Genomic DNA, 26,503 nt, shown 5'->3' with positions numbered 1-26,503 from the left:
GTGACTGTATATTCATAAATAAGTTACTTTTCATAAGTTAATATAAAATATAAATCAGCTTTCGTCAATCGTATTTTGCAATTTTAGCTGGAGTTTTAGTGGAATGAATTGTTCCAATAGTTCTGTAAAACCAAAAAAAATCCGACTGTGAAGCCGGATCGGAGTAAACATCATTACATTGAGTTACATAACGGAATCGGTCTTGTTTGGGTGACATTTAAACTTTTGGTTTGGGGGTGTCCTTTTTTCTTTTGGCTGGTGCAGCAGGTGTATCGGATTCTCCTCCGGCAACCGCTTGAGCAGGTGTTTTTCGCGGTGCACGTTTCTTAGGCTTAGCCGTTGTTGTCCCAGGGTCAGCCGGAATGGGCTTCACGGCCTCGATACTTGCTTGCAAGGCAGCCATCAAATCCATCACATTGGCTTCAGGTTTGGCTGGAGCAATCTTGATTTCTTCGCCTGCCACTTTGTGCTGAATAAGATCCAGCAGTTTGCTGCGATAGTCATCGGTGTATTTACCGGGTTCAAAAGGCGTGGACAATTGATCAATCAGCAACTTTGCCATCGTGAGTTCCTTTTCATTCACGTTCTGCACTTCCGGCAAGTTGGGCACCTGGGAGACAGGACGAATCTCGTCAGGATAGAAAATCGTCTCCATGGAGAGGCAATCTTCCAGCACGCGTATGGCAGCCAGGCTGCTCTTCGAGCGAATGGAGATTTTGGCGATGCCAATTTTGCCGGTATCCCGCATCGCGTTCATCAACAACTGGTAGGCATTTCCCCCAGCCTGATCGGGCGATAGGTAATATGTTTTCTGAAAATAGATCGGATCAATCTCAGTCAAGTCGACAAAATCCAGTATGGTAATGGTTTTGCTGGTGGAATCATTTAACGCTTCCAATTCATCTTTCTCGAAGAGTACAAACTTTCCTTTTTCATATTCATAGCCTTTGGTGATCTCTTCCCACTTTACGTCCACTTCACAGGAGGGGCATTGACGAACATAAGCGAGCGGGCTGCCGCAGACTTTATGGATATAGCGCATGGAGATGTCTTTGTCTTCGGTAGCCGAGAACATTTTGACAGGGACGTGCACAAGGCCAAAACTGATTGCACCTTTCCAGACGGTATGCATAGATCGGCTCCTTTCAAAAGGTTGTTCAAAAATTCCATCTTCTCGGTAATGAAAACCGGACTTTTTGAACACGGATTTATATTTAATAGTATGGGCATCTGGTGCGAGGGATAATCGTCTTGTAGACGAACGAATTCGTATGGTTCGGCGAGACTCGGGGATGATAACAGAAACATGCTTGGATTCCGACAGGAAGACGAGCATGGGATAGGTAGTTATTCTCGCAGCACATATGCCGGGAGGTGCAATATTGAAGAACAGACGTGATGAGGAAGAAGCACACAAGCATGCATTTTCTCCGTATCCACTTGCCAAAGCCGAAAGTGCTGAAGAATTCTATACACCTGCTACAGCTGTAAACTGGGAAGCGGTCACTTCGGAAGAATTGCCCCTTGATCGGGAGTCGTTCATGCTCGACATTGACCGGATGGTGAATGAAGGGTTAGGCGGGGGGCAGGTTACGGAAGATAACGGGTATATTGGTGAAAGTACAACAGATAGCATGGTTCGAGAGTCACATGATGATCCAGAAGGGGAGTATGAATAAGATGATGGATGCAAAGCGCGCCAAAGCGATCTATGATTCCAAGGATACCATTGCCGTTACATTGGAGGGAGATCCAGTCTGGATCGAGAATGTGGATGAAGCCAATGGTATGGCAACCGTTCAGGTTGGCAGCAGGCCGGGAAATACCCAGACGGTTCGTGTGGATCGATTGGAGGAGTAGATACAAGTAGCATATAGTTATTGAGGGATTCGAGAATGAATAAAAGCTGAAATTTATGCATAACACGGCCGGTACCGAGAGGTGCCGGTTTTTGGTTTTTCCTAGTGGGTGTCTGAAACTTCGAAGGAAGCGAGTTTTGTGACACGTCTAATAATGCATGTTATATTTCAGCTTGCCTCCTTGGATGTTGCGGGGGAAGAAAGGGACCGATATAATAAGGTTCAAAGTGAACTCAGGCGGCTGGACCGCCAAAGGTGGGGCGAATATTGAATCAGACGCACGAGCAGTGGGTGTACCAATCCCATGGCATTGCAGATACAGAAGCACTCGCTTCCGCACTAGCCAGACAGGCAAACGCCGGCATGGTGGTTGCTTTGGATGGTGATCTGGGCGCGGGGAAAACGGCATTTTCACAGAAATTTGCCTGGCATTTGGGTGTACGTGATGTGGTAAGCAGTCCCACATTCACACTAATCAAGGAGTATGAAGGGCGTCTGCCTTTATATCACATGGATGTATATCGCATATCGCTGGAAGAAGCGGATGAGCTTGGACTTGATGAATATTTCTATGGAGCCGGAGTCAGTCTGGTGGAATGGTCGAGTATCATTCCCGAATTGCTGCCGCAAGAGCATTTGCATGTGCAGATTGAAACAACCGGCCTGGAGGATCGAACGATTACACTGGATGGGTACGGCGAGACTTATGCAGCCATATGCCGACAGTTCAGACAGAATGGAGTCAAATGATGATGGAAGATTTACAAAAAGAGCCGCGTCAGCGGTTTTTGGCGTTGGATACATCCACCGCAGTGATGGCAGCTGCGATGATGGAAGATCATGCGCTTCTGGAAGAACGCAATGAACGGGCTGAGCGTAACCATTCGGTACACGTTGTACCGGTGATGGAGCAGCTGCTGGCCGCCAGCAACACACAGCCTGGGCAACTGGACGGCATTGCCGTTGGCGTTGGCCCAGGCTCGTACACGGGCATCCGCATTGCGGTGACCGCGGCGAAGACACTGGCCTGGGCGTGGGACATCCCCGTAGCCGGGGTGTCCAGCCTTCAAGCCATCGCCTGGGGCGGCTGGCACAGCGGCCTCGCCGCTAAGGCAGAAGCTGCGGCAGAGGATGCCGCAGCAGGGGCTGGCGGAACGCCATCCGCGGACCAGGGCAGCACAAGTGCTGCCCCTGTCCACTGGATTGTTCCGCTTGTGGATGCACGGCGCGGTCAAGCGTGCACCGCGCTGTTTGCCTCCGCCGGGAGCGATGCGCCCCGGCGTCTGGCGCCTGATGCCATCCGCAAGATGGACGGATGGCTGGAAGCCCTCGCCGCCCGCATGGCGGAGACGGCGCCGGAAGAGCGGCCCGTAGCCGTCTGGATCGTCGGCGAGACGGGCCCTCATGCTGCGGCAGCGGCGGAGCTTCGCTGCCCCGAAGGGACGGCGCTCCAGCTCGTACCTTATGAGCTGGAAGGCCGCTGGGTTGGGCGCCTTGGCGCCGCCGCGCTGCTTGCAGGTCAGCGTGATGACGTGCATGCGCTGGTACCGAACTACACCCAGCTGTCTGAAGCGGAAGCCAATCTGCTGCGCAAAGGCTAAAAGAGGTTGTTCAAAAAGTCTGCTTTTGATTACGAAGGATACCTGGTGGCATCATCAGCATCGAATATGGAATTCAGCCGAAATAAGCGGGAGGCTTACGAAGTATGTTTCCTTTGGAAACATTGTAGTTGCTCACGTAGTTTACCCTACGCTCCGCTACTCCATTTCTAGCTTCATCCCATCTTCTCGGTACTGAAAACCGGTCTTTTTGAACACGCACTAAAGGGGGAGGGGAAGCAGATGGACAATGTGGCGAATAATAAGCAGGAAGCAACGCTTCAGTTCAGGTTCATGACACTCGCGGATATTCCCGATGTGATGGAGATTGAACATGAGGCCTTTACCCTGCCCTGGACGGAAGAAGCATTTCAAAATGAATTGACACACAATCATTTTGCTAAATATATGGTGATGGAATTGGAAGGCAAGGCCATTGGCTATGCAGGTATGTGGACGATCATGGATGAAGCCCATATTACCAATATTGCAGTCAGAGGCGCGTATCGTGGACGCAAGCTTGGTGAAAAGTTACTGGATGAATTAATGAGCACAGCGGCTTATCTCGGGATGGAACGAATGACGCTGGAGGTCAGAGTCTCGAACAGCATTGCTCAGCGTTTATATCAGAAAAAAGGGTTTGAATCGGCGGGTCTTCGTAAAGGGTATTACTCCGATAATGGGGAAGATGCGATGATTATGTGGGCGAACTTGCCGTCTGCAGGCCGGAGCGGCGAAGAGGAAGGAAGCGTACTGGATTCATGAACGAACTTAATGAAAAAATAAATTCTGCACCATCCTACATTTTGGCGGTGGAGACAAGCTGTGATGAAACATCGGTAGCAGTAGTCAAAGATGGACGGGAAGTGTTGTCCAATCTGATCTCAAGTCAGATTGAGACGCATAAGGCATTTGGTGGCGTTGTACCTGAAGTGGCTTCACGCAAACACGTTGAAGTCATTACGTTGATGCTGGAACAAGCGATCGAACAGTCCGGCATTCGTCCACGTGATCTAAGTGCAATTGCCGTAACACAGGGACCTGGGCTGGTCGGAGCACTACTGGTGGGTATCGTTGCAGCCAAAACGATGGCGATGGCACTGGGCAAACCGCTCATTGGTACACATCATATTGCGGGGCATATCTATGCCAACCGACTTACTCATGAACTGCAATATCCGGCTATGGCACTGGTCGTATCTGGTGGACATACAGAACTCGTGCATATGGAATCCGAGGGTAAGTTCAAACTGATTGGTCGTACACGTGATGATGCCGTAGGCGAAGCGTATGACAAAGTAGCACGTGCACTGGGTTGTCCTTATCCGGGAGGCCCGCATGTGGACCGGATGGCGTCTGAAGCGGAGGATGTAGTGCCATTACCACGGGTATGGCTGGAAGCAGGTTCGTACGATTTCAGTCTCAGTGGTCTGAAGTCTGCTGTACTGAATGTGCTCAACCAGGCTAAAATGCGCGGAGAAACCGTGGAGCCGTCTGCGGTTGCGCGTGGTTTCCAGGAAGCTGTTGTTGAAGTACTGGTAGAGAAAGCTGTTAGAGCAGTTCGTGAGTATGGTTCACGTCAACTGTTATTATGCGGTGGTGTTGCAGCAAACCGGGGATTGCGCTCGGCTTTACAGGAGCGATGCACGAAGGAAGGGCTTGAACTGTTAATCCCGCCAATGGAATATTGTACGGATAACGCGGCCATGATAGGAGCAGCTGCATATCTGAAATGGCAGCGGGGAGAAATTGCTGAATTTGATGCGAAGGCAGATCCGGGACTTTCTCTGGAGCAATGGTCCGTTCAGTCCGTATAGGCAAGCAGTTTGAGATTAAGAGTTGACAGCAGGGATGTAAAGAATGTATATTTAGTTACAAATTTAAACAGGAATTCAGATTCCTGAACTGATAAACGCGATGAACAGGAATAGTAAGGTCATTCCCGGTTATAGAGAGCTGCGGTATGGTGCAACGCAGTCGAAGGAAACCTGAAACTCACCTGGAAGCGGAACGATGGAACACGGTGACTCCCCGGGAGAATCCGAAGGCCGATCATGGCCGAAAGTACATGGTTACGGTTTGCCTCCGTGAATGGGCCGTTGTTGGTAGGACCGTTATTACAAGGATCAACTGACGATAACTGAGGGGGCTTTCAGGCTGCTTCAAGTGATCCGGATATGCGAAAGCATTCAGGGGGTGTCTTGAATGAACAGGAAGGAAGTCAACAAGAGTGGTACCGCGAAGGTGAACAGCCTGTCGTCTCTTGCATTATTGCATGAGGTGGCAGGCTTTTTTTGATTTTCAAAATAAGGATGAATGAAGTTAGGTCATATTATACATGTGATGAACGGGAGCAGTAGAATGATAAAGCGCTCAGAGAGCTGCGGGGTGGTGCGACGCAGTGGCTGGAATCATTCGAATCTCGCCCGGGAACAGAGTTGTGGAAGCGTGGGGACGATATCGATCGTCCAGTTGTCCTGATAGACAACAACATGTGTTACACAGCAACGGTTAACCCCCGTTATAGGGTGTTTCTCCGAATTCCAGTGATGTCGTGCTTGCACGCACATCCAGCGGATCTCGGAGACGACGAGGTGGATGGAGTCCGGCGCAAGCCCGGCCCATCAAGCGAGAGTGGTACCGCGGAGGGGATAATAACCCGCCGTCTCTTATATGAGATGGCGGGTTATTTGTGTTTGCTGCCGGCAGCAGGGTGGGCATTGGAAGAACCATATGGAGATTGAAGAATCAGAAGGTCAGGGTGTAAGTCGACGTACACTCTGTCATGAAGGTAAGCAGGATATACAACGAACGAGTAATGAACATTGAACAACAAGTATAGGCACGAAACATTCAACAGGTATTAGTGATCACCAAGGACTAAGCTGCAAACAACATACGCGTTTACAAACAAAATATATAACAACAGTGACGGCGATTAGCGGGTGTTCTGTGGCTCATGGATCGCAACGAGAATGTTTATAAAAATTTGATGGAGGTTGATGGATATGACAACAACTAATAACAAACGCATGATTGAGATTTTTGATACAACGCTGCGTGATGGAGAACAGGCACCAGGGGCAAGTCTGCAACCCGAGCAAAAAATTGAACTGGCACACCAACTGGCTTCTCTGGGTATCGACGTCATTGAGCCTGGATTCCCGATCTCCAGTCCAGGTGAGTTCGCGGCGGTTCAGGCGATTTCGAGACAGTTGCAGAACGTGGAGATCTGCGGATTCGCGCGTGCGGTCAAAGGTGATATTGATGCAGCTGTTCAAGCAACAGCGGATGCAGCACGGCGCCGAATTCACCTGTTTATCTCTTCTTCGGATATTCATATCGAGCATCAACTGCGCCGTCCACGCAGTGAAGTGGTGGCTACCGCTCGTGAGATGGTATCTTATGCACGCCAGTTTACGGACATCGTAGAGTTCACAGCGATGGACGCTGCCCGCACCAAGATGGATGATTTGATTGAAATGGTTGAAGTCGCCATTGAAGCTGGAGCGAGCATTATCAATCTGCCGGATACGGTCGGATATGCCCTGCCACATGAGTATGGCGAGATGTTCCGCCGGGTGCGTGAGGGTGCAAGAGGCGGCGATCAGGTTCGCTATAGTGCCCACTGTCATAATGATCTGGGCCTGGCCGTAGCCAATAGCTTGGCTGCAATTGCCAATGGAGCTAGCCAGATTGAAGTGACCATCAATGGTATCGGAGAACGGACGGGGAACTGTGCACTGGAAGAGTTGATTATGGCGTTGGAGACTCGGGGAGACGCAATTGGGGCAACGACGAACATTAAACTGAACCAGCTGTATGAGACTTCACGTCAGATTAGCCGGGCGATGCATTTCCCGATTGCGTACAACAAACCGGTGGTGGGACGTAATGCATTCCAGCATGAATCTGGCATTCATCAGGATGGTCTGCTGAAGAATCGGAACACTTATGAGATTATGGACCCGGAAGCGCTGGGTATTCCGCGCAGCATGATTATTTTGGGGAAACACTCCGGTCGTCACGCCCTGAAGGATCGGGTTCGCAAATATGGTTTTGAGCCGGATGAGCAACAGATGGAGCAGTTGTATGAGGTGTTCAAAGAAACCGCAGACCAGCAAAAAGTGGTCAGTGACGACCAGTTATTACAGATGGTTAGCCAGACCATGAATATTCCTGCACAGGACTATGAACTGGTTGAATTGCAGGTGACGGCGGGCAGTATGACGGATCGAATGGCCGCCGTTCGCATTCGCACAAGCGCTGGAGAACAATCTTACTCCGCTGTTGGCGGTGGACCCGTGGATGCAACCATCCGTGCGATTGGTCAGAGCATTTCCGATGATATTGCATTTGTAGATATGGAGATGCATGCCTTGAGTGGTGGAGAGGGTGCAAGTGCGGAAGCTGTAGTTACCGTGGAGCGTGCAGGACGTGAGTTCCGGGGAACAGCAACACATAATGATATCGTCATGGCTGCCGGTTTGGCTTATGTAGCGGCTTGTAATGCTGCTGGACTGAAAGCCGAGTCTTCCGAACATCATGAACAAGAAGCGCATGTTTAAAACATCTTTTTCCAGATCGCATCTAAAGCGGCAATAGTAGCAATTGCAATTCGATGTAAATATGCATGGCATATAGTAAAAAATGACGGGCAGGCCTTGAACGACAAAGGTCTGCTTTTGTCTTATTATGGAGGAACATTGAGGAGTGGAAGGATGCATTTGTCAAGGTGTTATTATAGTTATCCACATATCCAGTGTAATTTGTGGGTAACTATCCCAAAGCCAAACCAGTATAGTTTTCGAAACGAAAAGGGTTTAGGGGATAGAATGATACCCTGCTATCCACAAAGTTGTGGATAAAGTGGATAACTTGGTGGATAAATATGGTTTTTGTGTGTAAAAGGCTATTCTACCGCTGTATAATTAAGCTTATTATTGTGCTTGCTATCTTGCTTTCTTGTGGATAAGTGTGAGGGGCGGGGGGATAAAAATATTTCTCTTCATTCGAGTAAATTCGACAAAAGTCAAAACAGTTCCCTAACCTCCGTATGTTAGAGTTCAATCTCAAGGAACATAAAGAAGATAAGATGCATACCTTCAATACTCATACGTAACAAACAAAAAGCTGATCCCAATAAGGAATCAGCCGGTGGTACAACTATTCTTGTATGGACGCCATCAAGCCATGGTCTGAGTCTGTACTATTCGTACTATTCCATAGCTAGTTCTTCCCAGTCCTCGTATGCCTTGGTGAGTTCTGCTTTGTGTTCCTCCGATTGTTGCTGGAGTTCTTGCAACTTCATATAATCCTGATAGATTTCAGGCAGAGCCATCTGTGCCTCAAGTTCGGTAATCTTCGTTTCCAACTCCGCAATCTGTTGTTCCAGAGCTTCCTGCTTGCGTTGCCGGTTACGCTCTTCACGCTTCGCCTGTTTTTCCGCTTCGAATGAAGCCGCTCCGGATTTTTCGGTTGTGGCTGTGTTCAGATCGGATTTGGACGAGTTCTTGGACGAAGCCTGACGTGCCTCAGCAGCTTCACGTGCGATGTCCTCAAGCTCCTGTTTTTTCTCCACATAATCATCATAATTACCGAGATATTGTTCTGTGCCGCCTGGATGAAGTTCAACAATGCGTTCAGCCATTTTATTGAGGAAATACCGGTCATGGGAGATGAACAGCAGGGTGCCTTCATAATCCATTAATGCCGCTTCCAGCACTTCTTTGGCAAACAGGTCGAGATGGTTCGTAGGCTCATCCAGAATGAGCATGTTGGCTTCCTTCAGCATCAGCTTGGAGAGAGAGACACGTGCTTTCTCACCGCCGCTGAGGGAGGAGATCTTCTTGAGCACATCGTCACCGCTGAACAAAAAGTTCCCCAGTACAGTCCGAATGCGTGCTTCTTCCATCCCAGGATAGGCACTCCACAGTTCTTCCAGAACCGTGTTGGACGGATTGAGCCCCGTCTGTTCCTGATCGTAATAGCCGATCTGCACTTTTGTTCCCCATTGGATCTCCCCGGTTACCGGACGTAAACTTCCCGTAAGACACTTCAGCATGGTGGATTTACCAATACCGTTTGGTCCAATCAAAGCAACCGTTTCCCCACGCCGAAGATCGAAGGATACGTTGCGGAACAATGGAGAAGCCTCGTCATAAGCGACGGACAGCTGATCCACTCGAAGCACTTCCTTGCCGGACATAACGGCGGTTTCGAAGGAAAAATGGGCTTTTTTCAAATCTCCCATCGGTTTATCAAGCCGATCCATTTTGTCGAGGGCTTTGCGCCGACTTTGAGCGCGTTTGGTCGTCGACGCACGTACGATGTTTTTCTGAACAAAATCTTCCATCTTGGAGATTTCGCCTTGCTGTTTCTCATATTGCTTCATCTGAGTTTCATATTCGGCAGCTTTGAGTTCCATATAACGGCTGTAATTGCCCGTATATTTTTTGGAGCGGTGACGTTCGATCTCAACGATGGTTGTTACGAGTCGATCAAGGAAGTACCGGTCATGGGATACCACGAGCAGTGCGCCTGAATAACCTCTCAGATAATCTTCCAACCAAGTAAGGGTGGCGATATCGAGATAGTTGGTAGGCTCGTCTAGCATGAGCAGATCGGGTGCCTGAAGCAAAATACGAGCAAGCGCAAGGCGTGTCTTCTGCCCGCCGCTCAGAGTAGCAATGGGGGTGTCTGGCGAAAATTCGCCGAATCCCATCCCGTGCAGTACGCTGCGAATGCGGGTTTCCATCTCATAACCGCCATGGTCCTTGAACCAGTCGGATCGTTTCGCATAACGTTCCAGCAGGTCCGCATACTTTTTCTCGTCTTCCATCTGGGCAGGGTCGGCAATATCGCGTTCCATCTGACGCAAATCAGCTTCAGCCTGTGTCAGGTGAGCGAAGACGTTCATCATTTCTTCCCAGATGGTGCGATCGGATTGCAGCCCGCTGTTCTGAGCAAGGTAGCCAAGCGTTGTTTCTTTGGATTTGAAAATCTGTCCCCCGTCATAGGACATTTCACCGGCTACAATTTTGAGCAAAGTGGATTTTCCTGCACCATTTACACCAACGAGGCCGATGCGCTCGCGTTCTAATATTTGTAAGTTCACGCCGTCCAGGATTGGATCGACACCAAAACGTTTGATAATTCCGGATACTTGCAGCAGCATAAAATTAAGTTCCTCCATAGGTCCAGTTCTTGATATGACAACTATATCCCAGTTTACATGAAATACAGAGCAATTGCACCGATTGGGAACGCATGGGGCATGTAGTCTTTTTGATCAATCAATGATAAACTGAAAGAAGGCATGTTATTACATGAGGATTTTGCAGAAAATGAATCATTTTAACCATTTCAACAAGATGACAACTGGTCATAACATATAAATTGTTTTTTAATGAGAGCTTTTTTCTACCTTCCCTATCAACAGGAGGTTATTCAAGGATATGCAGGATCATGCGGAACTGAAAAGCCAGCTTCGATCCAGACTGAGACAGAGCCGTGATCTGATGGATGCAAGCATGCATCAGCAGGCGATGACTAAGATTAACGCTGGAGTGAAGCGGGAGCTGGAGCGCCTTAGACAGACCAAGAGCAAGGTTGTGAACAGACCACTGGTCATATTCAGTTATTTGTCCTATGGAAGTGAAGCGTCCACAGCTTTTCTGTTTCAAGAGGGCTGGAATCATGGAGATATGATGTTTGCACCTAAAGTGTTGGCGAATCCACCCCGAATGGAGCTACGGCGAGTGACCGGAGAACAGGATCTGGAGCCAGGCATATGGGGGATACCCGAACCTAAGGATTCCTGTGAAGTCCTGACGCCTGAAGATTGGCCTGATATCGATCTCATTCTGGTACCTGGGCTTGGTTATGATCTTCATGGAGGGCGTATTGGTTATGGTGGCGGTTATTATGATCGTTTTGCCGAGACGCTTGCAGCAACATGTGCGATGACGGGCAAGAAACCGTTGATGGCTGCGATGGTATTGCCGGGTCAGCTACAAGAGGAGATCCCGATGGACCTGCTCGATCTGCGGATTGATCTGTTGATAACAACCGAAGGTATATTACATATCGAATAAAGGGTTGTGATGTGATTGAGTTCAGAAGTGAACAACGGCCAGGCTTCCGGTGGCAAACTGACCCATTTTAATGAACAGGGGCGGGCCCGGATGGTTGATATTTCAGGTAAGGAAATTACCGTACGTACGGCTGTGGCCGTAACCAAAGTGACGATGAATCCAGATACACTGGAAGCGATTCGGGAGGGCCGAATCGGCAAAGGTGATGTTCTGGCTGTGGCTCAGATTGCCGGGATTCAAGGCGCGAAGAAAACGTCGGACTGGATTCCGATGTGCCATCCTTTGGCATTGACGGGTGTGGATATTCGTTTTCATGATAACGGAGTGGATGAATTACACATTGAAGTTACTGTCAAAACCGAAGGCAAAACGGGTGTTGAGATGGAGGCGCTCACGGCTGCCTCAGCTGCAGCACTGACGGTTTATGACATGTGCAAGGCCATGCAAAAAGATATGATTATCGGTCCAACCATGTTGAATTCCAAGAGTGGTGGCAAAAACGGTGATTACAGCCGATAGGCAATATTTATTTTCATAGAGGAGAAGGGTGATCTTTATGGTGTGGAGAACAGCAATCCTGACAGCCAGTGACAAAGGAGCCCGCGGGGAACGTGAGGATACGAGTGCACAAGTCATTCGGGAGCTGGTGGAAGAAGAGCTGGGTGGTCAAATCGTGGAGTACCGTATCGTTCCGGATGAACCCGATGAGATTATTGCGGCTTTGATTGAGATGACGGATTATTTTCACGCCGATCTGGTGCTGACTACCGGTGGCACGGAGCTGGCCATTCGTGATATTACTCCGGAAGCGACCCGGCGCGTAATTGAGCGGGAAGTTCCCGGGATGGCAGAGGCCATGCGGTACAGTGTAATGAGCAAAAACCGTTCTGCAATGCTGTTCCGTGGGGTATGTGGCATTCGTGGACGCACGCTGATTGTTAATCTGCCAGGTACACCAAAGGGTGTGCATGAACATCTGGCTGCCATTATGGATCAGCTTCCGGAAGCGCTGCTGATGGTTACGGGTCAGTTCAAGCAATAATCGAGCATGGACTCTGGGGCAAGATATCCGATTAGCCATGACCGTTGTTAGATTGTTCTAGTGACATCTCTTATTTGTGAATTTTGCGGGTTATGTAAGTGGTTACATCTATGGTATGATGGGCTTAAATTAAGAACGCAGCAGAGACATCTATGAACATCTGGCCGAGTATGCGCATCTTCGAAGCTTGAGACGAGGAGGATTATCAATGTTAAGTTCCATTGGACCAACGGGTTTTATTTTGCTGGCCGTGATTGCATTGTTGTTGTTTGGACCTAACAAACTTCCGGAACTGGGACGTGCAGTTGGGCGTACCTTCCGTGAATTCAAAGAGGGAGCTCGCGAGATTATCTCTGAGGATGACTCGTCCAATCGCAAAGAGCAGGAGAAGGCGAAACCGCTGGCGGCTGAGAGCACACCTGCAGACAAGCCTGCTGATAAACGCCTGCCGGAATAATCTTGACGGCAATGAAAGAGAAATCCCTTCCTGCCGGAAGGGTTTTGTATTTTAAGCTGGCAATAATGGGGGGCAGGCATGGCGCAGCAAATGGAAGAAATGTCGATTACGGAACATCTGAGTGAGCTGCGGAAGCGGCTGATCTACGTATTAAGTATATTTGTGCTGGGCCTGATTGCAGGATTTTTTGTGGCGGACCCGGTATACCAATATCTGACCAAGGCAGAGTCGGCAAAAGGTTTTGTTTTACATGCCTTCTCGTTCTGGGATGGGATAGGCATCTACATGAAGATTGCAGGGTTGTTTTCACTTATTATTACGTTGCCGTTTACGGTGTATCAGATCTGGAAGTTTGTTAGTCCAGGGCTAAAGCCGCGCGAACGAAAAGCAACGCTGAAGTATGTACCCTATGTGTTTCTTTTATTTCTGACAGGTATGGCTTTCTCGTATTATGTTATTTTTCCGATGGCACTTGCCTTCACAACAGCGATAACGGAGAAGATGGGGCTTGTGGAGACCTACGGGATGAAACAGTACTTCAGCTTCCTGTTTGGCATTGTGCTGCCTGTGTCCCTGTTATTCGAACTTCCTTTACTTATTATGTTTCTGACAGGACTGCGGATTCTGAATCCAATTCGCCTTCGCAAAATGCGCAGAGTTGCTTATTTTGTTCTGATCTTCATTGCAGTGGTTATTACACCTCCAGACTTTATTTCCGATCTGCTGGTGATGATTCCCTTGCTCCTGTTATATGAGATCAGTGTGTTATTATCCGCAATCGTATATCGCAAGCAGCTTGCAGCCGATGAAGAGATCGAATCCCGTTACGTTCGTGCCGAGGATAAGAAACATGTGGGCTGAATGAGGATAAGCTGTAATGTGCCCGGAAAAGACGGTAATGTTCTTATCCGGGCTATTTCTGTAGACTGCCGACCAACACGACAGGACAAGCAGGCATATTATGTTCAACAATGGATACAATGGGGAAGGGACTGTCTGTTAACGTTGCAGAAGGGCTAAACAATTTCGTAGAATAAGATTAGTGAATTGCAACATAGAACCAGGCACAGCGGGTGTAATTTGGCTATGTTTGTGTAAATTCAACGTAAATTCTCGCAGGAATTCGTCAAAAGGACTTGAAATCATGCTTCAAGTTGAGTATCATAAAGTTGGTTGTTAGCACTGAACACTGTCGAGTGCTAATACATATGGCTACAACCTACAATGTAACGTTATATAATTTCAAAAGGAGGCTATTTTTCATGATCAGACCTTTAGGTGAACGCGTATTGGTAGAACCACTGGAGCAAGAACAAACAACTTCTTTCGGGATCGTACTCCCGGACTCCGCTAAAGAAAAACCGCAAGAGGGTAGAATCATTGCAGTTGGTGCTGGAGTATTGAAAGACGGCGTACGTGTAGCTCTGGAAGTGAAAGAAGGAGATCGCGTTATTTTCTCCAAATATGCCGGTACAGAAATCAAATTCGAAGGTAAAGAATATTTGATTATGAAAGAAAGCGATATTCACGCGATTCTCGACTAATTCAAATTTAATCGGATAACCGAACCATATAGCACGACCATTTTCCAACAAAAACTAGGGAGGTTTTCTTAACATGGCTAAAGACATTAAATTCAGTGAAGACGCTCGTCGCTCCATGCTTCGTGGTGTGGACGCATTGGCTAATGCAGTAAAAGTAACACTCGGTCCTAAAGGCCGCAACGTGGTTCTGGAGAAAAAATTCGGAAGCCCGCTCATCACTAACGATGGTGTAACCATTGCTAAAGAAATCGAACTGGAAGATGCATTCGAGAACATGGGTGCACAACTGGTTAAAGAAGTAGCAACGAAAACCAACGATGTTGCCGGTGACGGTACTACAACAGCAACTGTATTGGCGCAAGCGCTGATCACAGAAGGTCTGAAAAACGTAACTGCAGGCGCTAGCCCAATCGGTATCCGTAAAGGGATCGACAAAGCGGTTAAAGCTGCGGTTGCTGAATTGCAATCCATCTCCAAACCAATCGATTCCAAACAATCCATCGCACAAGTTGCGGCAATCTCTGCAGCTGACGAAGAAGTAGGCGAACTGATCGCTGAAGCTATGGAAAAAGTAGGTAAAGATGGCGTAATCACTGTAGAAGAATCCAAAGGATTCGCTACAGAGCTTGAAGTGGTTGAAGGTATGCAATTCGACCGTGGATACATCTCTCCTTACATGATCACTGATACGGACAAAATGGAAGCTGTTTTGGACAATCCGTACATCTTGATCACAGACAAAAAAATCTCCAGCACGCAAGACATCTTGCCATTGCTTGAGAAAATCGTTCAACAAGGCAAACCGCTGGTATTGATCGCTGAAGATATCGAAGGCGAAGCACTGGCTATGCTGGTTGTGAACAAATTGCGTGGTACATTCAATGCTGTAGCTGTTAAAGCTCCAGGATTCGGTGACCGTCGTAAAGCAATGCTGCAAGACATCGCTGCCCTCACTGGTGGCCAATTGATCACGGAAGAACTGGGTCTGGACCTGAAATCCGCTGTTGTGGAACAACTGGGTACAGCTCGTCAAATCCGCGTAACCAAAGAAAACACAATCATCGTTGACGGTGCTGGTAACAAATCCGATATCGATGCACGTGTTAGCCAAATCCGTACACAACTGGAAGAAACAACTTCCGAGTTCGACAAAGAGAAACTGCAAGAGCGTCTGGCTAAATTGTCCGGCGGTGTAGCAGTAATCAAAGTTGGTGCGGCTACTGAAACAGAATTGAAAGAACGCAAACTTCGCATCGAAGATGCCCTGAACGCAACTCGCGCTGCGGTTGAAGAAGGTATCGTATCCGGTGGTGGTACAGCGCTCATGAACGTATATAGCGCGGTTGCGGCTGTAGCTCTGTCCGGTGACGAGCAAACAGGCGTAAACATCGTCCTGCGTGCTCTGGAAGCACCAATCCGCACAATCGCAGCTAACGCTGGCGAAGAAGGTTCCGTAATCGTGGAACGTCTGAAAAAAGAACAAACAGGAATCGGCTTCAACGCTGCAACTGGCGAGTGGGTTAACATGATCGAAGCTGGTATCGTTGACCCTGCGAAAGTAACTCGTTATGCATTGCAAAACGCTGCTTCCGTAGCAGCAATGTTCCTGACTACTGAAGCAGTTATCGCTGACAAACCAGAACCAGCAGGTGCTGGCGGCGGAATGCCTGACATGGGCGGTATGGGTGGAATGGGCGGCATGATGTAATAAAGGTGTAAAAACCTTTAAAGCATCATGTGCCTGGCAGAGTGAATTCTCGTTACGATGTGACAAGAATTTGTGAGGCGGCCACTGCTAGAAATTATAAATAAATACAAAAACCACTTCTTAGAAATTATTAAGGAGTGGTTTTTGTATTATTGAGTATTTTATAATCAAAGTTAGTATCAAGAGATATGGAGGGCATATATCATGAAACATATTAGAAAAATGATAGTGGCAGGTTTAGTGTCTGCTGCTGTTATCATCTTAATCTATAATTTCACTTCCAATTCTGAAGAGAGATTAGTAAAAGCAAATGAGCCTAGAAGTACTCCAGCAACGACATTAACAGTAATCAATAATGAAGATTTCGCAGGTACTACAAATATGCATCGGTTTGATATTCCGGCAGGATTTAGTTATGTTAAAGTGAGTTTTAAAAACACGGGTTCGAAACACTTCACATTTACAATCAACAAAGGATCTACTAGTGGAACCGAGATAACGTCTGGCAGTGTCCCAGCAGATGGAGAAGAGCATACATATTTTATTGACAAAGCGTTGTCGACGGGTTGGTATTATGTGAGTACCTCTTCTGCGCAAGGGATGTCTGGCACATTAGATGTTTCTCTGGGAACTGCTGCTTATAAATGATTCGGGAATTTACTCTAAAGGAGGAGGAAACGATTTTGAGAAAGGGTACAAAGTGGACATTATGGATTCTGGGCTTGATGCTCGCTGCAATATTTATCAACTTTTTTATGAATCTATATAGCTTTGCTTATGCACTGATTACCGTGCTTATACTTGCCTTTATGGGATGGGGATTCTTAGCAAAGTTAAAGAACGACGTTCGGCAGCATGAAGATTACCATAGAAGAGAGCATCAGTCTGCGAACGATGACATCGATAGATACACCAGGTAGAATTCAACCAACCTATCATACTTAGCACGTAGCATACATGAGAAGGTATAAGAAACTTGCACTGAAATGATTAAAAGGCTCCCGTGAGGGAGTCTTTTTAATGGATGATTTTGTAAAAGGAAGTAGTGATGTTTTTCTATTGCTAAACAGAGAGTTGTTAAGTAAAATAAACATATGAATAAGTACTCATATATTAATACATAAAACGATATTGGGGATGATACATATGTACGATGTATTGATTATAGGAGCTGGGCAAGCAGGCTTGGCAGCAGGTTACTATCTTCAACAGTCGGGGTTAACCTTTTTAATCGTTGATGCTGCCTCATCTATCGGGGAATCTTGGCGTAAACGGTACGATTCCTTGCGTCTTTTTACCCCACGCATGTATGATGGCTTACCGGGAATGCCTCTTAGTGGAAATGAAAATAGCTTGCCAAGCAAAGATGAAATTGCAGATTATTTTGAAAACTATGCTAAACAAATGGAGCTTCCAATAAAGTTAAACTGTGAAATCTCCCGTCTCTCGAAGCAAGATGAGGTGTACTATGCTGAAACCAATGATGGAACGATTGAAGCGCGCAATATTATCGTTGCGACGGGGCCTTTCCAGACCAAGAATGTTCCTCATTTTGCGAAATCATTATCCGAGAATGTGATTCAGCTTCACTCATCAGAATATAAAAATACCTCTCAATTGATCCCTGGAACAACAGTAGTTGTAGGCGGAGGGAATTCAGGTGCTCAAATCGCCGCAGAGTTAACATCAGATGAACAACAAACCGTATACACATCGATAGCTCGAAATATAACCTTTAGGCCTTTGCATATTATGAAAAGAAGTATATTCTGGTATTTTGAAAAGCTCGGAGTGTTACGTGCAAGTGCAGATCGTATGGTTGGAAAATGGTTGAGAAGTCAGCCTGAGTACGTATATGGCTATGAGTTAAAAGAATTGATGACCCAGGGAAAAGTTAACATGCGCCCACGTGCCATTAATGCAATAGATGACCGCATCCTATATGAGGATGGTAGTGAGACACGAATAGACAATATTATATGGGCGACTGGGTTTAAGCGAAATGATAGGTGGATCGATATCAATACTGCTTTTGATGCCCAAGGTGTAATTATACACGAGAGAGGCGTATCACCGGTTGCTGGACTGTACTTTGTAGGGCTACCTTGGCAAACATCACGGGGTTCAGCACTGTTGGGATGGGTTAAATACGATGCTCAGAAAATCGTTAATCATATCATTCAAAGGTAAGACACATTATACTAAAATAGATGCTAGGGATGATTAGCGGATATCACAACTCACATTTTTGGGTATATTACTAAAAGGAGGGATTTTATGAAATTATTTAAATTGCCATTGATTTTTTGTACTATATTACTTTTATCTATTTTGTCAGCTTGTGGTGCGGATGATAGGCTACATGGAAAAAGCGATAACTGGGATGTGTCTCTTCAGAGATCAACAGGGAGCTATAGTATCACCTACATTGGTGATGAAACGCACATAAAGGATTTTGTGTTTGACCTTACCGGCAATAATATAGACCAGCAGGGGAAAGCGCTGGAAGAACAAGAGGTCCCGTTCAGTATGTCGGGAACGGCTACTGAGGCGGAGAATACGAAAGATCCAATTACCTTTAAAATGAGTTGGAACAATCAGAGCGAGATTGTAACTTTTGAGTAACTCTCGCATGCGGGAGGTGTTCATCATTGGACTTATGGCAACTATTAATCGCCTGGGTATGCATTGTTTGTTGGATTGTCACTTACAAAGATAAGATCAGTAAATGGATACTGTACCCTGTATCGCTTTTTTGTATAGTGATTACTTTAATTTTTTGGCTTACTAATTAATAAAATAGGAAAATGTTAGATCAGAGACTGTGACTACTAAATTATCCAAAAAAAGTACATACCACAGGTTAGGCCGTTCCTTCATGGAGCGGCCTTTTTGCACAATCGCATCTCACTTCGCAACAGTTATTTTATTTCAAAAGTTGAGTGCTCAGAATCCTGTACGCTGAAGCGATATTCCAATCCGTTGCGAATAGTCGCTCCATCAAAATCAGACTGATTCACATCGCGATCCAATAGACCGATATCCTGGATGACATCTTTTGCATCGTTATACGAGTACTCACTATTAGTTGTGAGAATGAGTGTGGCGATAGCAGTCAAAAAAATTCCACCTGTTGGTTTACGCGTATCACCAGTTGCGTATAACCTAACTTCATGTACACTTTCATCTGCATTCACTGCACCAACCAAACGCAACTCGTCATTGAATACATACTCGAAAGTGCCAATGCCCTGCTCGGGAGAGCCTTGTATATTCAAGCGGGTAATATTCAACCCATTCAGTCGGTATTTGCCCACGGCGCCATTAAACTTGTTTTTAAATTCATCGGTAGTCATATGGAGGCCCGAAAGTTCGATTTGGGATGAAGGGGTCTGATCTATTTCAGATTGAGTAGAGTTCGAAGATAAAGTCAACATGCCATACATTCCTATTGAAGCAATCGTAAAACAGGCCGTCGTTAGAAAAATATATCTGATCGGCAACCTATTGCCTTTCCGAATAGATAAGATCATGAGAATAAGAAATCCCAAAAAAGCGATAAATCCAAGAATAAAGAGAGTGGTAAACAGATATTGCAAAGTCTCACCTCGTAATAGAGTAATAGCTGGTACAAATCTTTCTTGCACCTCATTCATTATAATGTTCCCATGACAAAGTTCAAACTCCCACTATTCACTGCCCCAACAAAAAAAAGCACTGCCGGCATGCTGCCAGCAGTGCTTGCTTGATGTTATACAGGTCTTAGCGTAAAGGTGAAGTGATACGCGCGGTTGGCTGGCAAGGTGTATTCGGCATGGGTACGTGCGCCCCAGCTGTCATCTCCGCCAACACCCATTTGTTTGTAATTGATGCGTGCGACAGTCTGTGTGCTCTGAGGTAATTTGTACACATGGTCGTTTGCTTCCAGTTCCTCCGGTGTCCACGGCAACGCATTGATTTCAAATGGTATGGTGGCTTCAACATGAAGGCCAAGCTGACCATCCGCTGACGTAACTTCAGCAAAGCGTACATCCGTTTTGTTACCACACTCTTGTGGTTTCAGATATGGAACAAATTGATCTCGAACCGTACCTGTGTAATAACCGAGACGTGCACTGGTCAGACGGTCTGCGTAGTTGTCATGCGGGCCTCTGCCGTACCAAGAGATTGTATCCAAGCGGTTATTCAGTTGCAGCAGCATACCAAATTCCGGTAGATCAGGTAAGCCTACGCCTGGAATAAGGGTTTGACTGATTTCCAATACACCATCCGCATCAATTCGGTATGTGATGGACAGCGTACATTCCGGATGTTGATCCCACGTATAATCGGTCGTCACGAGAATACCTTGCTCGTCTGCATGGTGCTCGAAGCGAATTAATCTGCTGGTAGCGTGAGCATCTCTCCAGAAGGCAGAACGCTCATTCAGGCGGTTCCCCATATCATTGTCTGTCATGGCTCTCCAGAAATTCGGCCGGACAGGTGCGAGCAATTGCTCCTGATTGTTAATCTGATAGGATGTTAACGCGCCAGTGGCTGGATTGAAGCTCAACGTGACTTGGCCTGTAGTCACTTTCAATTCATCTTGCAGCTCCTGTACCTGCGGTGCATTGCCTTGTCCTTGGTGTACCGCTTGGATTGGACGCAATCGCGGAGATACCACGAATTGATCCCAGGCAATCTCGTGACCTACTCCTGCCCATTTGGTTGCCACTTTGGTGACCAGAGATACAGTCAGCACCGCTTCCTGGAACAGATCGGAAGATGGCGTATAAGGGATTCGGACTTCAACCGATTCGCCAGGAGGTACCGCGATATCCAACGTACCGTTCTCTACGGACTTGCCATCGTGTGTTACTGTCCATACGAGTGAATAATCGCTCAGATCCGTGAACAGGAACTGGTTTTTTATGCGCATCAGGCCGTCTTTGACATCAACAGTTTCCATACGAACGTTCTGATAACATTTCTTCACTTCTTCCAGCTTCGGTGTAACCGTCTTATCCGCCAGAATCAGTCCGTTCCCGCAGAAATTGCCATCATGAGGAGATTCACCGAAATCGCCGCCATAAGCAAAATATTCTACACCGTCTGCCGTAGTGGTACGAATGGACTGATCAACCCAGTCCCAGATGAATGCACCCTGCAACACATCATATTTATCGAACAAATCCCAATACAGATGCAGACCTCCACAAGAGTTACCCATGGCATGGCTGTATTCGCAGATAATATAAGGTTTCTTCGGACCCTTCATACGCGCGTATTGCTCCACATCTTGTGGGCTGATATACATTGTCGATTCAATATCACTTGCCGAATCGGAAGGGCGATAATGGAAAGTCCCTTCATAATGAACGAGACGAGTTGGATCGACTTGTTTCAGATAATCGTACATGGCGATGAAGTTATCGCCGCCGAAGGACTCGTTACCCAGAGACCAGATAATAACAGATGGATGGTTTTTGTCCCGCTGGAACATCGAGTTACAGCGATCTATTACGTTATTACGCCATTCCGGCTTGCTCGCGGGAATATTGTTTTCATTCATTTCCTTTTGCCCATAATCCCAGGTGCCGTGAGTTTCCAGATTCGTTTCGTCAATGACATAAAGGCCATATTCATCACACAGTTCGTACCAGAGTGACTGATTCGGATAATGGGATGTACGCACCGCGTTAACGTTATAGGACTTCATCAACTCGATGTCACGGATCATGTCTTCCCGTCCAATGGCTCGACCCTTATCCGGGGAAAATTCATGACGATTCACGCCTTTGAACACAATGCGTTTGCCATTGATTTGCATCAGGCCGTCCTTCAGTTCAAACTTGCGGAATCCGATCCGGCTGCGGACCGCTTCCAGTGTTTCGCCTGATTCGTTCTGAATGGACAGCACAAGTGTATACAGATGAGGGGACTCAGCGCTCCATAGAAGCGGCTTCATAACCTCTGCTGACAAATTAAATGAAAGTTCATCGTCACCCTGGAAAGTAACCGCCGCAGTAAGTGGTTGCTTCAGTACAGTTTGCTGTTGTGCATCATAGAGCTGCGCCTGAAAGGACAATCCGGTAGGGGTCTGCGCAGCATTATGATTAAATAACTTCAGGTCCAGCAGTAGCTCCGCATCCTGATACGCGTCATCCAGTTCAGTACGAACAAAGAAATCGGCGATCTGAACCGGTGAAGGTGAATGCAAATATACACCACGGAAGATTCCACTTAACCGCCAGAAATCCTGATTCTCCAGCCAGCTCGCATCACACCAGCGATATACCTCCACAGCCAGCTTGTTCTCACCTTCCGTTAGATAAGGAGTGATATCAAATTCTGCGGGCGTGAACGTGTCTTCACTATAACCGACCAGCTCCCCGTTGACCCATACATAAAAGGCGGATTCAACACCCTCGAAGTGCAGCAGGACAGGACGGTCTTTCCAGTCAGCAGGAACAGTAAACGTGCGGATGTACGAACCCACGGGATTATAAGTTGTTGGTGCAAATGGTGGCTTCAGTTCAGGCTCACGCTCGACCCACGGGTACGTCATATTTGTATATTGGGGATAATCGTAACCTTGCAACTGCCAGTTGGAAGGAACGGCGATCTCATCCCATTCACTGGCATCATAGTTGTTCTCATAAAAGGATGTAATCCGTTGCTCTGGTGTCTCCGCAAAGGCAAACTTCCACTGACCATTCAGTGATTGGTACCATGGCGATGCGCTGGAATCATTGGACAATGCTTCTGTTATAGATGGAAACGCTACCATAGAAGCATGTGCGGGTAGACGGTTTACTTGAAAAGTCTCGGGATTATTGTTCCATTCCGGGTATCCATTTGCTGGAGGGGTGTGTACCAGTTTCTTTCGCATAACAGCAACTCCTTCTGAAATGTTATAATATTGTCATTATAGAATTGAATGATGACTTAGAGAATAAAGAATATTGCCCATATATATCACAATATGAAACTAACGATAGAGAAAGTGGTGTACTGGATGGATACCCGGATTTTTTTTGGTAAAACAGAAGAAGCTGCTCGCCTGCCGATCTATATGACCACGGTTGGTTACTGGGAACACCAATATGAAACTGAGCGTCCAGAGGGATTCCCGGATTATCAGATCCACCAGATTATTCATGGTCAGGGGAGACTGATTATACAAGAAGACGAGTATATCGTTGGACCGGGTGACGTTTTCTTTCTGTATCCCGATGTTCCGCATCGATATATGCCCATCAGTGACCGCTGGGAGCTGGCGTGGGTCTCGTTTCAGGGCAGAGAGGCCAGCCAGTTATTATCTTATGCGGGGATAACCGGTTCACGCGTATGCAGACTCAGGACAGCCACGCTGCTGCATGGCCTGGAGCAACTTCTGGTTAGAGGAGAGAATGGCGGTGATACGGATTACGCAGATTACGATGTGGAATGCTCCAAACAATTATATGCCCTGCTGCTGGATCTGAAGCCACTGCTCATCGCATCCGCTAATTATAATGATGAACTGGAGCGCTTGAAGCCTGTGCTGCGTTATATCGCAGAGCATCTGGATCGTTCACTGTCGCTGAAGGAACTGGCCGATGTGGCTGTGGTCTCTCCCCAATATTTGTGCAGGCTGTTTCAGAGGGCGCTCCATACCAGACCTGTATTTTACGTGAACCAGGAACGGATCAATCGGAGCAAACAACTCATGTTCAGTGAGAGAGAGCTTCGAATATATGAAGTGGCTGATCGGGTGGGTTACGAGAACGCCAGTTATTTCTGTGCGATGTTCAAAAGGCATACAGGCATGAGTCCAGAGCGTTTTCGCAAACTGCACGGGCTGAATTGAAAGTCTGCATGTTAATATTCATTTTGAATTTTGATCTGTTATTCATCCCAATTTCAGTTTCCATTAAGGTTACGAAGGTAAGATAAGTCTTGTAAACCCCTTCTCGTGTTAAATAGATGTGTGACTGGCCCTATCGGATTGTCCTCCGGTAGGGCACTTTTTTTCTTCATTTCTTCGGTTGGTGGTATGATAGATGAATACATAATGTGTAACCAACTCTAGTGACCGGAGGATGGAATTGTGGATCACAGCTTGCACCCGTTGTTTAAACCTATTCAGATGAATGGAACGTATTCTAACAGTTATTATGTTGAGAAAATACCTGCTGCCGGTCTGATGGCTTATGTGGCCTGTTATTGGGAATCAGGATCTCTTCCGAACACATATGCGGATGTTGCTAAGAGAGAAGGTCCAGAGCGATCGATGACGACGGTACCTGCCCGGGTATTGCCGGATGGTTGCACGGACATGCTGATTACATACGACCCGGTCTTTTCAAAGCACTCCTATGCTTACTGTGGCAATTATACACAGCCGTTCGCTGTACCTGAGCCATCCGATGATGGTTCCCCTGCTGGAGACTACACCTTTGGTGTCCGGTTCTTCCCGGGTGGAGCGCATGTCTTCCATGGCATGCCTCTGGAGTGGTTTACGGATAAGCGAATTACACTTCAGGAATGTTGGCCGGAGAAGCTGAACGAGCTTCAGGAACGGATGGCCGAAACGAATCATTTTGCAGAGCGAGTGGAGGTCATGAATGCGTACTTGAGTCCGTTGCCCGTGCAGGCAAGCACATCGGAGAACAATTTGATGAAAAACGTGCTGCACCGCATCTTTGTAGATGGGGGACGTATGAGTGTCCAAGAGCTGGCGATGCGTGAAGTGATCAGTGAACGGCAGTTGCATCGCAAGTTCTCGGAATGGGTCGGAATCAGCCCCAAGCGATTCAGTGAGGTGGTTCGTTTTCATCGTGTGCTGAGTGATATTCATCAGGGGAACACGGCAGACTGGGCAATGCTTGCCCAGAATCATGGATTTTTTGACCAAGCCCATCTGATTCGGCAATTTCGCAAGTTTTATGGAGAGACTCCGTTGACGGCAGCCAGGGAGCATGGCAGAATGTTGTCCGATTTGTACAATAGATCTGCAGCACCTTCGGTTATACTGAAGTCGTGAGAATAAAAGATAAGGGAGACATCATATATGAATGGAACATTGCAGATTCGGGATCACTTGTTAAATGAATTAGAAACAGGCGTACGGACGGGGGCTTCGTTAATTCGCTTGATCCGTTCGGAGGATTGGTCTTATCGTCCACAGGAGAATATGCGTTCATTGGTGGAGCTAGTGCATCATTTTATCCAGATCACGGCATCGGATCTTGCCATTATGCAGGAAAAAGGTGAAGCTGAGGTTGGGCTGGTGGAGGATAGCCTGTCGGGGGTTGAAGATATCGAGAAGCTTGAAGCAACGTTATGGAGCAATTTCGAATCCTACAAAGCTTATATCACGGGATTGAGCGAAGACGACTTTTTGAATCGTTCAACAAAAGCTTTTTATATGGAACATGGTCACTTGCAGGTTCAATGGCAGATTGAAACGGTAACGCATGTATTCCATCACCGTTCGCAGCTGTATAACTATCTCAAGCAGCAGGGCCATGAACTGAACTTTTTCATGCTGTATGCGTAATTAAACCTGTAATATTAAAGTAAGCTTAGTTGGCTCCACCGGATGGTCCGGTGGGGCTTTTTTGCGTACATTCGTCTATCAAACTATGGAGTCTATCAAAATTGGACATTATGACGCTGGTAATTCACCGTTGCTTTAATAGATTTCAAGCATAGAATACCGTATCAAAGCAAAAGGAGGTGATTTCAATGGCCATCCTTTTACCACAACAGTTTTATAATTTGGCTGCAGGTGTGGGCAAATCCTACTATGAGAATTTGGCTGGGGGCACTAATGCCAGCATCACGGTTAACAACTTTGGTCCGTTTGCAGTCGAATTGGTTGTTACTCGCGTGAATGCACCTGTCATCACGTATTTAATTCCTGCCGGCAACAGCCTTACACTGTCTGTACACTTGCTGCTCGTAGCTGCCTTATTGACTAGTGCAGCTGGTGCTTCAACAGGTACGATTCAAGTGGCAACATCTGATTTCTAATTGTTGTTGCGGGTCTAATTGACCTCTGCCGGACATGTTGTCGGCAGGGGTTTTTCTTTTTTTGTGGATATACATAGGTTTAAAGGGGTATTTTGAGATAATAAAAGTTAATACCTTCCTATTATGGTGAGGCAGTAGATGAAAACGTTAAATTCGTTGGAACAACGATAGCGTACGTAGAAGGGTAAATTCTTTCTGAA

The 26,503-nt window shown here is 46.9% G+C and carries 26 protein-coding genes and 1 other annotated feature; of the genes, 22 read left to right on the top strand and 4 right to left on the bottom strand.

Features of this window, described 5'->3' with window-relative positions; genetic code table 11:
* Positions 1–217 precede the first annotated feature (217 nt).
* Positions 218–1,132, bottom strand: a complete 915-nt coding sequence (ku, locus tag AC6CIF_RS10360; protein ID WP_498199474.1) for a non-homologous end joining protein Ku — start codon at positions 1,130–1,132, stop codon at positions 218–220.
* Between the two features lie 250 nt (positions 1,133–1,382).
* On the opposite strand from ku, the gene AC6CIF_RS10355 reads away from it, so the two are divergent.
* The 7 genes from AC6CIF_RS10355 (at position 1,383) to AC6CIF_RS10325 (ending at position 8,025) form a co-directional block, all read left to right on the top strand.
* Positions 1,383–1,679: a hypothetical protein gene (locus AC6CIF_RS10355; protein ID WP_076209630.1), complete on the top strand. Its 297-nt coding sequence runs from the start codon at positions 1,383–1,385 to the stop codon at positions 1,677–1,679.
* 4 nt (positions 1,680–1,683) lie between these two features.
* Positions 1,684–1,860: an H-type small acid-soluble spore protein gene (locus AC6CIF_RS10350; protein WP_026081228.1), complete on the top strand. Its 177-nt coding sequence runs from the start codon at positions 1,684–1,686 to the stop codon at positions 1,858–1,860.
* A gap of 266 nt (positions 1,861–2,126) precedes the next feature.
* The gene (gene tsaE, locus AC6CIF_RS10345) at positions 2,127–2,609 is read left to right on the top strand and encodes a tRNA (adenosine(37)-N6)-threonylcarbamoyltransferase complex ATPase subunit type 1 TsaE (protein WP_339299786.1); all 483 of its coding nucleotides are present in this window, start codon (positions 2,127–2,129) and stop codon (positions 2,607–2,609) included.
* 2 nt (positions 2,610–2,611) lie between these two features.
* Complete coding sequence (gene tsaB, locus AC6CIF_RS10340) at positions 2,612–3,460, top strand: tRNA (adenosine(37)-N6)-threonylcarbamoyltransferase complex dimerization subunit type 1 TsaB (RefSeq protein ID WP_498199694.1); 849 nt, start codon at positions 2,612–2,614, stop codon at positions 3,458–3,460.
* Positions 3,461–3,700: 240 nt separating this feature from the next.
* On the top strand, positions 3,701–4,222 hold the full coding sequence (gene rimI / locus AC6CIF_RS10335) for a ribosomal protein S18-alanine N-acetyltransferase (RefSeq protein ID WP_036668955.1): 522 nt from the start codon (positions 3,701–3,703) through the stop codon (positions 4,220–4,222).
* The gene (gene tsaD, locus AC6CIF_RS10330; RefSeq protein ID WP_076209632.1) at positions 4,219–5,274 is read left to right on the top strand and encodes a tRNA (adenosine(37)-N6)-threonylcarbamoyltransferase complex transferase subunit TsaD; all 1,056 of its coding nucleotides are present in this window, start codon (positions 4,219–4,221) and stop codon (positions 5,272–5,274) included. Before rimI ends, tsaD begins: the two co-directional genes overlap by 4 nt.
* Positions 5,275–5,791: 517 nt before the next feature.
* Positions 5,792–6,130 (top strand) — a binding site (T-box leader).
* Positions 6,131–6,465: 335 nt separating this feature from the next.
* A complete protein-coding gene (locus tag AC6CIF_RS10325) occupies positions 6,466–8,025 on the top strand; it encodes a 2-isopropylmalate synthase (RefSeq protein WP_498199471.1) in 1,560 nt (519 codons plus the stop codon).
* Between the two features lie 650 nt (positions 8,026–8,675).
* Here the strand turns inward: AC6CIF_RS10325 and AC6CIF_RS10320 are convergent.
* On the bottom strand, positions 8,676–10,634 hold the full coding sequence (locus AC6CIF_RS10320; RefSeq protein ID WP_498199470.1) for an ABC-F family ATP-binding cassette domain-containing protein: 1,959 nt from the start codon (positions 10,632–10,634) through the stop codon (positions 8,676–8,678).
* 280 nt (positions 10,635–10,914) lie between these two features.
* Here AC6CIF_RS10320 and AC6CIF_RS10315 point away from each other — a divergent pair, with 280 nt between their 5' ends.
* From AC6CIF_RS10315 to AC6CIF_RS10265, 11 genes are all read left to right on the top strand, one after another.
* The gene (locus tag AC6CIF_RS10315) at positions 10,915–11,553 is read left to right on the top strand and encodes a 5-formyltetrahydrofolate cyclo-ligase (RefSeq protein WP_498199468.1); all 639 of its coding nucleotides are present in this window, start codon (positions 10,915–10,917) and stop codon (positions 11,551–11,553) included.
* Positions 11,554–11,568: 15 nt separating this feature from the next.
* Entirely contained in the window at positions 11,569–12,072 is a 504-nt protein-coding gene (gene moaC, locus AC6CIF_RS10310; protein ID WP_223869015.1) for a cyclic pyranopterin monophosphate synthase MoaC, read from the top strand.
* 37 nt (positions 12,073–12,109) lie between these two features.
* On the top strand, positions 12,110–12,595 hold the full coding sequence (locus AC6CIF_RS10305; protein WP_017690080.1) for a MogA/MoaB family molybdenum cofactor biosynthesis protein: 486 nt from the start codon (positions 12,110–12,112) through the stop codon (positions 12,593–12,595).
* Positions 12,596–12,803: 208 nt separating this feature from the next.
* Complete coding sequence (tatA, locus tag AC6CIF_RS10300) at positions 12,804–13,052, top strand: twin-arginine translocase TatA/TatE family subunit (RefSeq protein WP_036611264.1); 249 nt, start codon at positions 12,804–12,806, stop codon at positions 13,050–13,052.
* A gap of 78 nt (positions 13,053–13,130) precedes the next feature.
* Complete coding sequence (tatC, locus tag AC6CIF_RS10295) at positions 13,131–13,913, top strand: twin-arginine translocase subunit TatC (RefSeq protein ID WP_076209636.1); 783 nt, start codon at positions 13,131–13,133, stop codon at positions 13,911–13,913.
* Between the two features lie 401 nt (positions 13,914–14,314).
* On the top strand, positions 14,315–14,596 hold the full coding sequence (groES, locus tag AC6CIF_RS10290; RefSeq protein WP_017690077.1) for a co-chaperone GroES: 282 nt from the start codon (positions 14,315–14,317) through the stop codon (positions 14,594–14,596).
* Positions 14,597–14,669: 73 nt separating this feature from the next.
* Positions 14,670–16,304, top strand: a complete 1,635-nt coding sequence (gene groL / locus AC6CIF_RS10285) for a chaperonin GroEL (protein WP_036611259.1) — start codon at positions 14,670–14,672, stop codon at positions 16,302–16,304.
* 204 nt (positions 16,305–16,508) lie between these two features.
* Positions 16,509–16,952, top strand: a complete 444-nt coding sequence (locus AC6CIF_RS10280; protein ID WP_498199465.1) for a hypothetical protein — start codon at positions 16,509–16,511, stop codon at positions 16,950–16,952.
* A 35-nt stretch (positions 16,953–16,987) separates the two neighbouring features.
* Positions 16,988–17,224, top strand: a complete 237-nt coding sequence (locus tag AC6CIF_RS10275) for a hypothetical protein (RefSeq protein ID WP_017690072.1) — start codon at positions 16,988–16,990, stop codon at positions 17,222–17,224.
* A 217-nt stretch (positions 17,225–17,441) separates the two neighbouring features.
* Positions 17,442–18,494 (top strand): flavin-containing monooxygenase, encoded by a 1,053-nt coding sequence (locus AC6CIF_RS10270; RefSeq protein ID WP_498199463.1) that lies wholly within the window; start codon positions 17,442–17,444, stop codon positions 18,492–18,494.
* A gap of 87 nt (positions 18,495–18,581) precedes the next feature.
* A complete protein-coding gene (locus AC6CIF_RS10265; RefSeq protein ID WP_498199461.1) occupies positions 18,582–18,929 on the top strand; it encodes a hypothetical protein in 348 nt (115 codons plus the stop codon).
* A gap of 296 nt (positions 18,930–19,225) precedes the next feature.
* Here AC6CIF_RS10265 and AC6CIF_RS10260 read toward each other — a convergent pair whose 3' ends face one another.
* Both AC6CIF_RS10260 and lacZ read right to left on the bottom strand, forming a co-directional pair.
* A complete protein-coding gene (locus AC6CIF_RS10260; protein WP_498199459.1) occupies positions 19,226–19,960 on the bottom strand; it encodes a hypothetical protein in 735 nt (244 codons plus the stop codon).
* A gap of 95 nt (positions 19,961–20,055) precedes the next feature.
* Positions 20,056–23,175 carry a beta-galactosidase, LacZ type gene (gene lacZ, locus AC6CIF_RS10255; RefSeq protein WP_498199457.1) on the bottom strand — a complete coding sequence of 1,040 codons (3,120 nt, stop codon included), beginning with the start codon at positions 23,173–23,175 and terminating at the stop codon, positions 20,056–20,058.
* Positions 23,176–23,301: 126 nt separating this feature from the next.
* Between lacZ and AC6CIF_RS10250 the strand changes: the two genes are divergently transcribed.
* From AC6CIF_RS10250 to AC6CIF_RS10235, 4 genes are all read left to right on the top strand, one after another.
* The gene (locus tag AC6CIF_RS10250) at positions 23,302–24,135 is read left to right on the top strand and encodes an AraC family transcriptional regulator (RefSeq protein ID WP_124117374.1); all 834 of its coding nucleotides are present in this window, start codon (positions 23,302–23,304) and stop codon (positions 24,133–24,135) included.
* A gap of 240 nt (positions 24,136–24,375) precedes the next feature.
* Positions 24,376–25,311 carry a helix-turn-helix domain-containing protein gene (locus AC6CIF_RS10245; protein ID WP_498199455.1) on the top strand — a complete coding sequence of 312 codons (936 nt, stop codon included), beginning with the start codon at positions 24,376–24,378 and terminating at the stop codon, positions 25,309–25,311.
* A 27-nt stretch (positions 25,312–25,338) separates the two neighbouring features.
* A complete protein-coding gene (locus AC6CIF_RS10240; RefSeq protein ID WP_498199453.1) occupies positions 25,339–25,827 on the top strand; it encodes a DinB family protein in 489 nt (162 codons plus the stop codon).
* Positions 25,828–26,015: 188 nt separating this feature from the next.
* Positions 26,016–26,303, top strand: coding sequence for a hypothetical protein (locus tag AC6CIF_RS10235; protein ID WP_091015368.1), 288 nt, complete (start codon positions 26,016–26,018; stop codon positions 26,301–26,303).
* Positions 26,304–26,503: the final 200 nt, after the last annotated feature.

The organism is Paenibacillus sp. GQ49 (assembly GCF_059759055.1).
The sequence above is the reverse complement of the archived record's forward strand: the minus strand, read 5'-3'. Positions and strand labels throughout refer to the sequence as shown.